Origin of the sequence: Jiangella ureilytica (assembly GCF_004348545.1) — a bacterium.
In the GTDB taxonomy this organism is placed as follows: domain Bacteria; phylum Actinomycetota; class Actinomycetes; order Jiangellales; family Jiangellaceae; genus Jiangella; species Jiangella ureilytica.
On record NZ_SMKL01000012.1, the window covers coordinates 99,523 to 111,279 of the forward strand.

Annotated in this window: 14 protein-coding genes and 1 pseudogene; 8 read left to right on the top strand and 7 right to left on the bottom strand. The window is 72.8% G+C overall.

From position 1 onward, the window contains the following. The first annotated feature begins 35 nt into the window (after nt 1–35). The 3 genes and pseudogenes from E1212_RS07525 to E1212_RS07535 all read left to right on the top strand — a co-directional run bounded on the left by E1212_RS07525 (nt 36) and on the right by E1212_RS07535 (nt 4,418). Entirely contained in the window at nt 36–758 is a 723-nt protein-coding gene (locus E1212_RS07525) for an alpha/beta fold hydrolase (RefSeq protein WP_131980915.1), read from the top strand. Continuing rightward, a complete protein-coding gene (locus tag E1212_RS07530; protein WP_131980916.1) occupies nt 755–1,675 on the top strand; it encodes an SDR family oxidoreductase in 921 nt (306 codons plus the stop codon). The genes E1212_RS07525 and E1212_RS07530 overlap by 4 nt, the downstream gene beginning before the upstream one ends. Then, a pseudogene (locus E1212_RS07535) lies at nt 1,672–4,418 on the top strand (HAD-IC family P-type ATPase). The gene E1212_RS07530 and the pseudogene E1212_RS07535 overlap by 4 nt, the downstream one beginning before the upstream one ends. Here the strand turns inward: E1212_RS07535 and E1212_RS07540 are convergent. Beyond that, nucleotides 4,394–5,050: a class I SAM-dependent methyltransferase gene (locus tag E1212_RS07540; protein WP_131980918.1), complete on the bottom strand. Its 657-nt coding sequence runs from the start codon at nt 5,048–5,050 to the stop codon at nt 4,394–4,396. The pseudogene E1212_RS07535 and the gene E1212_RS07540 sit on opposite strands and share 25 nt — an antisense overlap. Nucleotides 5,051–5,164: 114 nt before the next feature. Between E1212_RS07540 and E1212_RS07545 the strand changes: the two genes are divergently transcribed. Next, nucleotides 5,165–5,452, top strand: coding sequence for a hypothetical protein (locus E1212_RS07545; protein WP_131980920.1), 288 nt, complete (start codon nt 5,165–5,167; stop codon nt 5,450–5,452). Between the two features lie 12 nt (nt 5,453–5,464). On the opposite strand, the gene E1212_RS07550 is transcribed toward E1212_RS07545, so the two are convergent. Together E1212_RS07550 and E1212_RS07555 are read right to left on the bottom strand one after the other, a co-directional pair. Continuing rightward, nucleotides 5,465–5,914 (bottom strand): YdeI/OmpD-associated family protein, encoded by a 450-nt coding sequence (locus E1212_RS07550; RefSeq protein WP_131980922.1) that lies wholly within the window; start codon nt 5,912–5,914, stop codon nt 5,465–5,467. Nucleotides 5,915–5,982: 68 nt separating this feature from the next. Beyond that, nucleotides 5,983–7,566 (bottom strand): MFS transporter, encoded by a 1,584-nt coding sequence (locus tag E1212_RS07555; RefSeq protein ID WP_131980924.1) that lies wholly within the window; start codon nt 7,564–7,566, stop codon nt 5,983–5,985. Nucleotides 7,567–7,722: 156 nt separating this feature from the next. Here E1212_RS07555 and E1212_RS07560 point away from each other — a divergent pair, with 156 nt between their 5' ends. Continuing rightward, on the top strand, nt 7,723–7,908 hold the full coding sequence (locus E1212_RS07560; RefSeq protein ID WP_131980926.1) for a hypothetical protein: 186 nt from the start codon (nt 7,723–7,725) through the stop codon (nt 7,906–7,908). A gap of 48 nt (nt 7,909–7,956) precedes the next feature. On the opposite strand, the gene E1212_RS07565 is transcribed toward E1212_RS07560, so the two are convergent. Both E1212_RS07565 and E1212_RS07570 read right to left on the bottom strand, forming a co-directional pair. Beyond that, nucleotides 7,957–9,036, bottom strand: a complete 1,080-nt coding sequence (locus tag E1212_RS07565; protein WP_131980928.1) for an SPFH domain-containing protein — start codon at nt 9,034–9,036, stop codon at nt 7,957–7,959. Between the two features lie 15 nt (nt 9,037–9,051). Further along, nucleotides 9,052–9,489: an NfeD family protein gene (locus E1212_RS07570; RefSeq protein ID WP_131980948.1), complete on the bottom strand. Its 438-nt coding sequence runs from the start codon at nt 9,487–9,489 to the stop codon at nt 9,052–9,054. 309 nt (nt 9,490–9,798) lie between these two features. Between E1212_RS07570 and E1212_RS07575 the strand changes: the two genes are divergently transcribed. Both E1212_RS07575 and E1212_RS07580 read left to right on the top strand, forming a co-directional pair. Beyond that, nucleotides 9,799–9,969 carry a CsbD family protein gene (locus E1212_RS07575; RefSeq protein WP_131980930.1) on the top strand — a complete coding sequence of 57 codons (171 nt, stop codon included), beginning with the start codon at nt 9,799–9,801 and terminating at the stop codon, nt 9,967–9,969. 80 nt (nt 9,970–10,049) lie between these two features. Then, on the top strand, nt 10,050–10,331 hold the full coding sequence (locus E1212_RS07580) for a hypothetical protein (RefSeq protein ID WP_131980932.1): 282 nt from the start codon (nt 10,050–10,052) through the stop codon (nt 10,329–10,331). A 12-nt stretch (nt 10,332–10,343) separates the two neighbouring features. On the opposite strand, the gene E1212_RS07585 is transcribed toward E1212_RS07580, so the two are convergent. Together E1212_RS07585 and E1212_RS07590 are read right to left on the bottom strand one after the other, a co-directional pair. Further along, nucleotides 10,344–10,691 carry a hypothetical protein gene (locus tag E1212_RS07585; protein WP_131980934.1) on the bottom strand — a complete coding sequence of 116 codons (348 nt, stop codon included), beginning with the start codon at nt 10,689–10,691 and terminating at the stop codon, nt 10,344–10,346. A gap of 9 nt (nt 10,692–10,700) precedes the next feature. Then, nucleotides 10,701–10,925 (bottom strand): hypothetical protein, encoded by a 225-nt coding sequence (locus tag E1212_RS07590; protein WP_131980936.1) that lies wholly within the window; start codon nt 10,923–10,925, stop codon nt 10,701–10,703. Between the two features lie 385 nt (nt 10,926–11,310). On the opposite strand from E1212_RS07590, the gene E1212_RS07595 reads away from it, so the two are divergent. Then, nucleotides 11,311–11,541, top strand: a complete 231-nt coding sequence (locus E1212_RS07595) for a hypothetical protein (protein ID WP_131980938.1) — start codon at nt 11,311–11,313, stop codon at nt 11,539–11,541. Nucleotides 11,542–11,757 lie beyond the last annotated feature (216 nt).

The following is an 11,757-nucleotide window of genomic DNA, read 5'->3' on the forward strand; positions in this document are numbered from 1 at the left end:
CTTACCCAGTGATCGCCACGAGAAGGGAAGGACCCATGTCCGAGCAGAGACCGACCGTCGTCCTGGTCCACGGCGCCTTCGCCGAGTCCGCGAGCTGGTCCGGCGTGGTCGAACGGCTACGCGACCGCGGCCTCGACGTCGTCGCGGCCGCCAATCCGCTGCGGAGCCTGTCCGGCGACGCCGCGTACGTCCGCGACGTGATCGCCTCGATCAACGCACCCGTGGTGCTCGCGGCCCACTCCTACGGCGGCATGGTGATCAGCCAGGCCGCCGCCGGCAGCGCTGCCGTCGGCGCCCTCGTCTACGTCTGCGCGTTCGCGCCCGACCACGGCGAGACCGCCTTCGGCCTGTCGACGAAGTTCCCCGGCAGCACCCTGGGCGAGGCGCTCGCCGCCTACCCGGTCTCCACCGGCGGGAACGACCTCGCCATCCGGCCCGAGGTGTTCCATCACCAGTTCGCGGCCGACGTCACCCCGGCCCAGGCGGCCCTGATGAGCGCGACCCAGCGTCCCGTCACCGAGGCCGCGCTCACTGAGGGGCTGCCCACCGACACGCCGGCCTGGCGGTCGATCCCGTCGTGGTTCGTCTTCAGCGACCAGGACCTCAACATCCCCGTCGACCTGCACCGCTTCATGGCCGACCGCGCCGGTGCCAAGGTGACCCGCGAGATCCGCGGCGCCTCACACGCGCTCACCGTCTCCGAGCCCGAGGCCGTGGCGGCGACGATCCTCGAGGCCGTGGACGCGGTGACGACGTGAAGATCGTCGTGATCGGCGGCACGGGGCTGATCGGCTCCGCCGTCGTCCCGCTGCTGAGGCACCACGGCCACGACGCCGTCGCGGCGTCGCGGCGGACCGGGGTCGACACCGTCAGCCGCGCGGGCCTGGCCGACGCGCTCACCGGCGCGTCGGTGGTGATCGACGTCGCGGACTCGCCGTCCTTGGAGTACGACGCCGCGATGCACTTCTTCGAGACGTCCACGCGGAACCTGCTCGCCGCCGAGGCAGCGGCGGAGGTGCGCCATCACGTCGCGCTGTCGGTCGTGGGCGCGGACCGGCTCCCCGAGATCGGCTACTTCCGCGCCAAGCTGGTGCAGGAGAACCTCGTCATGACCTCGCCGATCCCCTTCACCGTCGTCCGGGCGACCCAGTTCTTCGAGTTCCTCATGCGCATCGCCGACGCCGCCACCGACGGCGACGCGGTGCGGCTCGCGCCGGTCCCGGTGCAGCCCATCGCCGCCGACGACGTCGTCTCCGTGCTCGCCCGGGTGGCGGTGGGGTCGCCGTCGAACGGCGTCGTCGAGATCGCCGGTCCGGACCGGTTCCGGTTCGACGAGCTCATGTGGGATGACCTGTCCGCCCGCGACGATCCTCGCTCGGTCGTCACCGACGAGCGGGCACGCCACTTCGGCGCCCTGCTGACCGAGCGTTCCCTCGTCCCCCGCGACGGCGCGTGGCTGGGCCGCACGCGCTTCGCCGACTGGCTGCTGCACCACAGGACCACGCTGGCCGCCGAGGTCGCGCTGGTCCAGTCCAGTCACCTCGACGACGCGATGCGCGAGCCGGTCGCCGACTGGCGGTTCGACCCGGCCGAGGCGCAGTGGTACGACGCGGTGCTGCACGACCTCCGCGACGCCGTCGTGCACGGGAAGCGGCGGACGGGTGCGGGCCGGTGAACCTGGTCAGGGACGGTCACGGGCTGCCCGCCGTCGAGGTCGTGCTCGGGCTGGGCACGGACACCGACGCCGGTCTCACCGCCGCCGAGGCCCGGCAGCGGCTCGAGCGCCACGGCCCCAACGCCCTGCCGCCCGCGCGCCGGCCAGCGGCGGTGGTCCGGCTGCTGCGCCAGCTGCATCACCCGCTCGTCTACGTCCTGCTGGCTGCCGCACTGGTCACGGGCCTGCTGGGCGAGTACGTCGACTGCGGCGTCATCGTCGGCGTCGTGGTGCTGAACGCGGTGGTGGGATTCGTGCAGGAGTCGCAGGCGGAGGGCGCCCTCGACGGCCTGCGGGCCCTGGTGCGCACCCGCGCCCGCGTGGTCCGCGACGGTCACGCCCAGGTGGTCGCGTCGGAGGACGTGGTGCCCGGCGACCTCGTCGTCCTCGAGGCCGGCGACAAGGTCCCCGCCGACCTGCGCCTCGTCCGGTCGAGCCGGCTGAGCGTCGACGAGTCCGCGCTGACCGGCGAGTCCGTGCCGGTGGACAAGGACGAGGCCGTGGTCGTACCCGCAGGCACGCCGGTGGCGGACCGGCGCAACCTGGCCTACTCGGGCACCCTGGTCACCGCCGGCAGCGGTGCCGGCGTAGCCGTGGCCACGGGCGCGGCGACCGAGCTCGGCGCCATCCACCGGCTGGTCGGAGCGGCCGAGTCGCTCGCGACGCCCCTGGCGGCGAAGCTCGCCTCGTTCAGCCGGCTGCTGACCGTCGCGATCCTGGCCCTCGCGGCTGTCACGTTCGCGGTCGGGCTGATCCGCGGCCAGGGCGGCGCCGAGACCTTCACGGCCGCCATCGCGCTGGCCGTCGGCGCGATCCCCGAGGGACTGCCGGCCGCGGTGACGATCACGCTGGCGATCGGGGGTCGCGGATGGCGCGCCGGCGGGCGGTGATCCGGCGGCTGCCCGCCGTCGAGACACTCGGCAGCACGACGGTCATCTGCACCGACAAGACCGGGACCCTCACCCGCAACGAGATGACCGTCCGCGCGATCTGGACGCCGGGCGGTGAGTACGAGGTCACCGGCTCCGGGTACGCGCCGTCCGGGGCGGTCCTCGACGGGACCGGCCGGCCGGCGGACGTGCGCCACGCGACCGCGCTGCGGTGGTCGCTGCTCGCCGGCGCGGCCTGCACCGACGCGTCGGTGCGAGAGTCGGGCGGACGGTGGGGCATCGTCGGGGACCCGACCGAGGCGGCCATGGTGGTCGCCGCCGCCAAGGCCGGGCTGGACGCGTCGCGGGTGGCCGCCGACCTCCCCCGGCTCGCGACGCTGCCGTTCAGCTCGGAGCTGCAGTACATGGCCACGCTGCACACCGAGACCGGGACGGGGCGCCGCGTCGTTCTCGCGAAGGGCTCGGTCGAGCGGCTGCTCGGCCTGTGTCACGCACAGTTCGACGCGTCCGGCGACCGGGGCCCGCTGAACCGCGCAGCCGCACACGCCGCGCACGCTGCCGCCGTCGACCTCGCCGGCCAGGGGTTGCGCGTCCTCGCGACCGCCATGGCCGTGCTCGACGACGGCGACGAGTTCGATGACGGCGGGCTGGCCGGCCGCCTGGTGTTCACGGGGCTGCAGGCGATGCACGACCCGCCCCGCGAGGCCGCGACCGCCGCCGTCCGCGCCTGCCGGACCGCGGGCATCTCGGTGAAGATGATCACCGGTGATCACGCGGCCACGGCGGCCGCGATCGCCCGCCGGACCGGACTGCTCGACGGTGCCGGCGCACCGGCGGGGGCGGTGCTCACCGGCGCGGACCTGCGTGCCATCGCGCCCGCCGCGTTCGGTGACGCCGTCGACCGGGCGCGCGTGTTCGCCCGGGTGTCGCCGGAGCAGAAGCTCCGCCTGGTCGAGGCGCTGCAGGACCGCCGCCACGTGGTCGCCATGACCGGCGACGGCGTCAACGACGCACCCGCGCTGCGGCAGGCCGACATCGGCGTCGCCATGGGTGCGAGTGGAACCGAGGTGGCCAAGGACGCCTCGGACATGGTGCTCACCGACGACGACTTCGCCACCATCGAAGCCGCCGTCGAGGAGGGCCGCGGCGTCTTCGACAACCTCACCAAGTTCATCGCCTGGACGCTGCCGACCAACATCGGCGAGGGCCTCGTCATCCTCGCCGCGATCGCGTTCGGCACCGCGCTGCCGATCCTGCCCACCCAGATCCTCTGGATCAACATGACGACGGCGGTGGCGCTGGGACTCACGCTGGCCTTCGAGCCGAAGGAGGCGGGCATCATGACCCGCCCGCCGCGCGATCCGGACCAGCCGCTGCTCACGGCCGGGCTGGTGACGCGGATCCTGCTCGTCTCGACCCTGCTGGTCGGCGGCTCGTGGTGGTTGTTCGAGTGGGAGCTCTCGACGGGCGCGGGGCTCGCCGAGGCCCGCACCGCGGCGCTGAACCTCTTCGTCGTCGTCGCGGCGTTCTACCTGTTCAGCTGCCGCTCGCCCACCCGGTCGGCGTGGCGGATCGGGCTGTTCACGAACCCGTGGATCCTCGTCGGCGTGACCGTCCAGGCGCTGGCCCAGCTGGCCCTGACCTACGTGCCCGCCATGAACGCCGTGTTCGGCACCGAGCCGGTCGGCGTAGACACCTGGCTGCGGATCCTGGTGATCGCCGCGCTCGCGGCGGCCGTGGTGGGCCTGCACAAGTGGGCCGGAGCCCCGCGCTCGGTGGCCCGCGCCGATCAGACGGTCGCCACGAGCACGTAGCGCTCGTCGGTGACCGGCCGGCCCCAGAGGTCGGGGTCGCCGCCGAGGTCCTCGACCCGTAGCTCGCGCGCCAGCGGCCGCACCGCCGCCACCAGGTCGCCCGCGGCGACGCCGCCGTCCCACGGCAGGTCTGCGGCCGCGTCGGCGTAGGACGCCTCGGACCCGGCCGCGGCCCAGCGCCCCTCGACGAGGACGAGCGTGCCGCCGTCACGCAGCCGGCCGCTCCAGTCGCGGAGCGCGGCCACCGGGTCGGGCAGGGTCCAGACGAGATGTCGCGCCAGCACCACGTCGAACCGCTCGTCGCCCGTGGGCGGCGATGCCGCGTCGCCGACGAGGAACCTGCCGCGGCGCCCGGCGCCGTCGAACTTGGCCCGCGCGCGCTCGACCATGCGCGCCGACAGGTCGACGCCCGTCACGCGGTGCCCCGCCTCGGCCAGCAGCAGCGAGAGCGAGCCCGTACCGCAGCCCACGTCGAGCACGTCGGCCGGCCCGGCCGGCAGCCACTCGCCCAGCCGTTGCCGCCAGGCGGCGCGGGTCGGTCCGGCCCGCAGCCCGTGGTCGGGCTCGTCGTCGAACGCCTCCGCGGCCTCGTCCCAGAAGTCCCTGATGGCGGTCTCGGCCTCCCCCGTCATGCGCCTCACTCCCCTGCTCCCGCGTCGCTGATCCCGAGTATCGCGGCTGGGTCCGACAACGTCGCGGGTTATCCTCACCGGCAACGAGGATGGCGCTGACGAAGGGCGGCCTGCGTGGACGTGGAACCCGAGACCGAACCCCGCCCGCGCCACGGCCTCGGCGGGGTCGCCCTGTTCATGGGGGTACTCGCCCTGGTCTTCGCGTTCGTCCCCATCGTCGGCGAGTTCGTCGCGGCACCCGCGGCCGTGCTCGCGATCGTGCTGGGCCTGATCGGCTTCAACCGCGCCGAGAAGGGCCTCGCCACCGACGGCGGCCGTGCCCTCACCGGCGCCGTTCTGGGGCTGGTCGCGGGATTCGTCGTGTTCGTCGTCCTCATCGCCACGATGGGGCCGCGCACCTGACCCCGCGCGGCGTCAGCGGGCGCGGCCCTCGGCCAGCATGGCGACCGAGGCGGCGACCCGCTTGGCCCGCGTCTCGGGCTTCTTCGCGCCGGTGACCTGCAGGACGTGCCAGAGCTGCTTGCTGTACGACAGCGTCGCCCAGAACTCCTTGGCCGCCGGGTCGGCATCGAGCGCGGCGCCGAGGTCGTCGGGCATCTCGACCTCTCGAGGGGCGGTGTCGAGCTCGACGTCGACCTCATAGGTGTCGCCGACGGTGACGCCTGCGGCCGCGCGGCGCTCCATGCTCATTCCCACCATGTACCGCTCGCCCATGCGGGCGATCGAGCTGCGGTACGTGAAGCCGTCGACGGTGACGGTGACGCGGGGGTTGCCGCCCCCGCCCAGCCCCTCGACGACGGTGTCGGGCACGACGAAGCCGGCCTTGTTGTCGCCGCCGGATTCGAGCTCGCTCGTGAAGCGCACGCTGGTCCCTCCTCGGAGTGGTTCGACCCGGTCCATCGTGTCAGGTTCCTCGGCGGCGCCTCGGGCCGCTACGGGACAGGCACGGCCTCGGCCTCGGTCTCGGGTGCCGGCCCGGTCTCGTCGTCCGTGTCGCCGTGGGCGGTGCGGACGTGCCGGAACGCGCGCAGGGCGACCACGGCCAGGGCGGCGTAGAAGGCGGCGCTGACGATGCCGACCACGTGCAGGCCGGAGGTGAACGCGTCCCGGGCCGCCGCCAGCAGGTCGTCGCCCTGCTCGGCGGGGAGGTGACGGGCCGCCTCGGCCGCGCGGTCGATGCTCTCGCGGGCGGCGGCGGCGACGTCGGCCGGGACCGCGCCCAGCGCGCCCTCCACGGAGCTCCGGTACACCGCCGTCCCGAGCGTGGCGAGCGTCGCGATGCCGAGCCCGAGCCCGAACTCCGTGGTCGTCTGCACGATCGACGCCCCGGAGCCCGCCCGCTCCGGCGGCACGGCGCCCATGGCGAGGTGGTTGCAGAGCGCGGCCAGCGGCGCGGTGCCGAGCATGACGACGGACATCGCGACGAAGATGGCCGCGGGGCCGGAGGTCGAGCCGGCCAGCGTGAAGATGGTGTAGCCGACGGCGGCGACGACCAGGCCGCCCGCGATCAGGTACGCCGGGCGGATGCGGTTGGCCAGCACCGGCGTGGTCAGGTTGCCGATGATCATCAGCACGTTCGGCACCAGCAGCAGCAGTCCGGCCGTCAGCGGGGTCAGGCCGGCGACGTTCTGCAGGTACAGCGTCACGAGCAGCAGGGTGCCGGTGCCGACCAGCGCGGTCACGAAGAACAGGGTCAGCGCGGTGCTGAACGTGCGGTTGCCGAACAGGCTCAGGTCGAGCAGCGGATGCTCCAGCCGCCGCTGCCGGCGGACGAACGCCACCCCTGCCGCGATGCCGGCCACCAGCGCCACGGCGGGGAACGTCTCCCACCCGTGCCGGGCCAGCTCCTTGAGCCCGTAGACGAAGGGCAGGATCGTCCCGAGCGACAGCACGACGCTGAGCGGGTCGAGCCGGCCGGCCCCCGGCGCACGGTGGTCGGGCAGCAGCGACGGGCCGAACACCAGCAGCAGCACGATTCCGGGCACGGCCACCAGGAACACCGAGCCCCACCAGAACTGCTCGAGCAGCACGCCTCCGACCAGCGGGCCGAGCGTCATCCCGCCCATGAAGCAGGTGAGGTAGACGGCGACGGCGCGGCTGCGCTGCCTCTGCTCGGTGAACATGACAGTGACCAGGGCCAGCACCGACGGCATCATCGCGGCGCCCGCCATCCCGAGCAGCGCACGGCTGGCGATGAGCATCTCCGGGCTGGCCGAGAACGCCGCCGCCACCGAGGCGAGGCCGAAGCCGGCGCCGCCGGCGAGCAGCAGCCGCTTGCGGCCGATCCGGTCGCCGATGGTGCCCATGGTGACCAGGAAGCCGGCGAGCAGGAACCCGTAGATGTCGACGATCCACAGCTGCTGGATGCCGGAGGGCGCGAGGTCGGCGCTCAGGTGCGGAACGCCCAGGTAGAGCACGGAGAAGTCCATTGCGACGAGGAACGTGGGCAGGCCGAGCACGGCCAGCCCCAGCCACTCCCGCCGTCCCGCGCCGGATGTCGTGGTCGCAGTCGTCATGATCTGATCCCGTCGGTGGTGGGCGCCTCTCGTGGCGCCTCTCACCCCTGCTACGAACACGGATCGCCCGATCCGACACCGCTCCGCGGCATTGCGTCCGACGAGTGAGCCGAACGGTCCAGTGACAGACCGCCGGGCCCGGGCATGATCGTCTCCATGGATCTCACGATCGACTTCTGGCTCGGCGTCATCGTCGGCGCCATCGGGATCGCCGTCCTCACGGCGATCATGGGCGCGATCCAGGAGTGGCGCGCCCGGCGGGCGATGCGCGACCCGGGCCTCACGCGCGAGCGCCGCGACCGGGACACCCGCGGCACGGGTCGCTGGGAGCTCCGCGGCTGACGCCGGGCTCGCCTGCGGGCTCCCGCCTACCGCCGTGGCGAGCTATCGCTATCGCTCCGGGCCGCTTCGGTTCTCCGCGGCGGCGGCCTCGGCTTTGGCGTCCTCGACGGCGGCCTCGGCCTGCTGGGCGACCTGCTGGGCGGCGGCCGCCGGGTCGGCGGTGAACGGGTCGGCGGCGGTCAGCTCACGGTGCCCGTCGTGGTCGAGCTCGGCCGGCCGATCGCCGTGGTCGCGGTCCGCGGGCGGCACAGCGCCGGTGCGGGAGTAGTCGCCGAAGGCGCCGGTGACCGACCGGATCGCCTCGGTGAGCTCACCCGGGATGACCCAGAAGGTGTTGTTGGGGCCGTCGGCCAGGTGCGGCAGCGTCTCGAGGTACTTGTAGGCGAGCACCTTCGGGTCGGCGTTGTTCTGATGCACCGCCTGGAAGACCCGTTCGATGGCCCGGGCCTCGCCGTCGGCGCGCAGGATCATCGCCTGCTGGTTGCCCTGGGCCTCCAGGATCTCCTGCTGGCGGGTCCCCTCGGCGGTGAGGATCTTGGACTGCCGCTCCCCCTCGGCGTGCAGGATGACCGCACGCTTGTCGCGCTCGGCCCGCATCTGCTTCTCCATGGCCTCCTTGATGGTCGACGGCGGATCGATCGCCTTGATCTCGACGCGGTTGACCCGGATGCCCCACTTCCCCGTGGCATCGTCGAGCACCGTCCGCAACTGGGCGTTGATCACCTCACGCGAGGTCAGCGTGCTCTCCAGGTCCATGCTGCCGATGACGTTGCGCAGCGTGGTGACCGTCAGCTGGTCGATGGCCTGCAGGTAGTTGGCCACCTCGTAGGCCGCGGCACGCGGGTCGGTGATCTGGTAGTAGAGGACCGTGTCGATGTTCACGACCAGGTTGTCCTGGGTGATCACCGGTTGCGGCTGCGACGTGAACACGTGCTCGCGCACGTCGAGCTTGGTGTTGATGCGATCGACCATCGGGATGATGAAGTTCAGGCCGGGCTGGAGCGTGGTGCGGTAACGGCCGAACCTCTCCACGTTGTACCGACGCGCCTGAGGCACCACCCGGACCGCCGAAGCGACCCCGAACACCACCACGACCGCGAGGACGATGATGAGCACCAGCAGTTCCATGTCTCCTCCGTCGTCTCAGGGCAGCAGCTCACGCGGATAGACGATGGCCGTGGCGCCCTCGATCTCCATGACATCGACCACCGCACCGGCCGGGATCACGTGCTCGTCGTCCAGCGTCCGCGCCGACCACGTCTCGCCGGACAGCTTGATGAGCCCGTGCTCGGCGGTGACCTCTTCGATCACCACGGCCCTCTTGCCCACCAGCGCATCGCTGCCCTCACTCGTCAACGGCGGACGGCGCATATGCTGCCGCGCGATCGGCCGCACGATGACCAGCCCGGCCGCGCCCGCCACGGCGAACGCCGCGACCTGCACCAGCACGGCGCCACCCAGCCCCGCGACGACGGCCGCGACCAACGCCGCGCCGGCGAGCAACCCGAACGCGAACGTGAACGTGAAGAACTCAGCAACGCCCAACACCGCGGCCAGCAACAACCACACGATCCACGACATTCGAACCGACCTCCCGGCATCCAGGACGGTTCCCTTCAATCTAGCTCGCCGGCCGGCTCGTTCCGAGGTCCGCCCCTGAGCGATGGAGCTCACCTCCGCCGACATCAGCGGAACAGTGCATGGCCCAGGGCGTCGGTCAGCCAGGCGGCGATCTCGTCGGCGGTCCAGCCTCGGTCCTGCAGGAGCCGGCGGGGCTGGTTCCGCAGCTGTCACGCGACTGGCGCGCGCCCTGCCGAGACGGTTGCTCGCCACGAGCATGCGGCATCGCCGGACGGGTAGAGGTGCGGCAGGTGAAGGGAGGCGACCACCATGGGCGCTGACGACAAGATCAAGAACACGGCCGAAGACGCCAAGGGCAAGGCCAAGGAGGCCTACGGCGAGGCCACGGACGACGAGTCGACGCAGGCCGAGGGGAAGGCCGACCAGACCAAGTCAAATCTGAAGCAGGCGGGCGAGAAGGCCAAGGACACCTTCAAGTAGTCCTTCGCCAGAGCCGGGCGGCCCGCGCCGATGGACCGCCCGGCTCCAGTCCGGTCTGCCAGGTTCGAGGGGGTGTCGACATGTCCGATCCGGTCGCCGAGCTCAATCAGTTGTTGTACACGGCCACGCCGTCCGAGCGCCGGGCCGTCCTGCGAGCGGCCCTTCCGGTCCTCGCCCGGTGGATGGTCGACTCCGTCGACACCTGCGCCGGCGACGAGGACCCCGACACGTCGCGCTGGCCGCTGCTGGTGTCGACGGAGCTCCTCGTCCCGCTCGGCGCCGCCGTGCACCGCGCTCAGACCGCCACCTCGCCCGTGCCGCGGCAGGCTCAGGGCCGGCAGGCACCGACGACCACCTCCTGAGCGGGCAGTGCCTCACCCCTCGGCACGGCCCGACGTGTCGAGGGACCAGGACGTGCTCATGCTTCCGTCCGCCTCGTGCTCGCGAAACTCGAAGCGCATGTCGTAGCGGTCGAAGGCCTGGAGCCAGCGCTCCCAGGACACCCGCTCGTATCCGGCGGCCGGTTCGGTGTCCGGCAGTTCCAGAGCCAGGTCGACGGGCCGCGAGCCACCGCCGTCGAGCTGCTCGCTCATCGTCGGCACACCGTCGCGGTCCGCCGCCCAGGCACGAATGGTCTCGTGGTTGCGGGTGACCAGCGTCTGGCCCGGCTGGTCCTCATGCTCGTCCGGGCCCGAGACCGCCTTGTGCGTCGGCTGGGTCATGGATCCTCCTCAGCGCCCGCCGTGCGGGCGGTACTCGTCGGCGGGCGTGTCCAGGTCCATGCCGCCATCGCCGCCCTGGCCTCGGGGCGACTCGGGTTCCGCGGCGCTGCCGGGGCCGCCGCCCGGCTCGTCGGCGAACGTCGTCGACGAGTGCTCGTCAGCGAAGTCCGCGTCCTCGTCCGGCGGTTCCGGCCGCTCAACAGGGTCGTTGTGGTCCTGGTCGTGACTGTTCATCGGGGGCCTCCCTCGTCGTCCGGTGCCCTTACCCGAGGCGCGGAGTTCCAGCCCCCGCGCCTCGCCTCGAACGACCTGCACTCCCCCGCGTCGGAAGGCTCTGCCCGGCGACCGCCTCGTCGTCCGCCCCACGCGGCACCGCCACGCTGCCGACGAGGCATGCCCGGACCATCACCTTCACCGCGATCTGACCCACCACCGAGCCCCCGGCGCGACTCGCCGCCCTCGCCCTGATCGCCGCGCACACCGTCCGCAACGCTGGACGACGGCAACCTGCGGCGCGCCGGCCGGGCCGTTCGGGCTCGGTGAGCGTAGCCGGGCCGGCGACCTGCTGCCGGAACTGCTGCCCGGCGACTTCATCGCGGGGACGGCGGTCGTCGACGGCGTGTGGCAGCTCGGCCGCCTCGACATCGACGTCGAGCTCAGGCCGGAGACGTCGGGCAGCCAGGTCCTCGACCCCGCGCCTTCGCCCGCGACCGCCGCCGCCCGCCTGTGGGTGGTCCCGTGGATCGCGCTCACGGCGCTCGCGATCGTCGTCCTCGCGGTCGTCCGGCGGCGCCGCACGACGAAGCTCCGTCGGAGGACGGACGCGACCGCCGCCGCTTCCGTCATCTGACGGGTGCCATCGGAGCCGCGGGACGGTACTGTCACTGAGCACCGTTATCATTACGGCTTCGTGGAGGATCCGGCTGGTGAGTGAGGTCCAGGTCACGGAGGATCGACGCGGCGTCGGCCGGTTCGTTCCCGAGCTGTTCGTGCTGGCGCTGGTGGCGGCGGTCCTGTTCCGGCCGCGCGTGGCCGGCTGGTTCGACAGTGCGACCCTGCAGACGTG

What these genes read in the sequence shown, in the direction of transcription:
- E1212_RS07525 (WP_131980915.1), top strand. Translation starts at nt 36, where the DNA reads ATGTCCGAGCAGAGACCGACCGTCGTCCTGGTCCACGGCGCCTTCGCC.
- E1212_RS07590 (WP_131980936.1), bottom strand. Translation starts at nt 10,925, where the DNA reads ATGAACAGTCACGACCAGGACCACAACGACCCTGTTGAGCGGCCGGAA.
- E1212_RS07555 (WP_131980924.1), bottom strand. Translation starts at nt 7,566, where the DNA reads ATGACGACTGCGACCACGACATCCGGCGCGGGACGGCGGGAGTGGCTG.
- E1212_RS07560 (WP_131980926.1), top strand. Translation starts at nt 7,723, where the DNA reads ATGGATCTCACGATCGACTTCTGGCTCGGCGTCATCGTCGGCGCCATC.
- E1212_RS07575 (WP_131980930.1), top strand. Translation starts at nt 9,799, where the DNA reads ATGGGCGCTGACGACAAGATCAAGAACACGGCCGAAGACGCCAAGGGC.
- E1212_RS07570 (WP_131980948.1), bottom strand. Translation starts at nt 9,489, where the DNA reads ATGTCGTGGATCGTGTGGTTGTTGCTGGCCGCGGTGTTGGGCGTTGCT.
- E1212_RS07565 (WP_131980928.1), bottom strand. Translation starts at nt 9,036, where the DNA reads ATGGAACTGCTGGTGCTCATCATCGTCCTCGCGGTCGTGGTGGTGTTC.
- E1212_RS07540 (WP_131980918.1), bottom strand. Translation starts at nt 5,050, where the DNA reads ATGACGGGGGAGGCCGAGACCGCCATCAGGGACTTCTGGGACGAGGCC.
- E1212_RS07585 (WP_131980934.1), bottom strand. Translation starts at nt 10,691, where the DNA reads ATGACCCAGCCGACGCACAAGGCGGTCTCGGGCCCGGACGAGCATGAG.
- E1212_RS07580 (WP_131980932.1), top strand. Translation starts at nt 10,050, where the DNA reads ATGTCCGATCCGGTCGCCGAGCTCAATCAGTTGTTGTACACGGCCACG.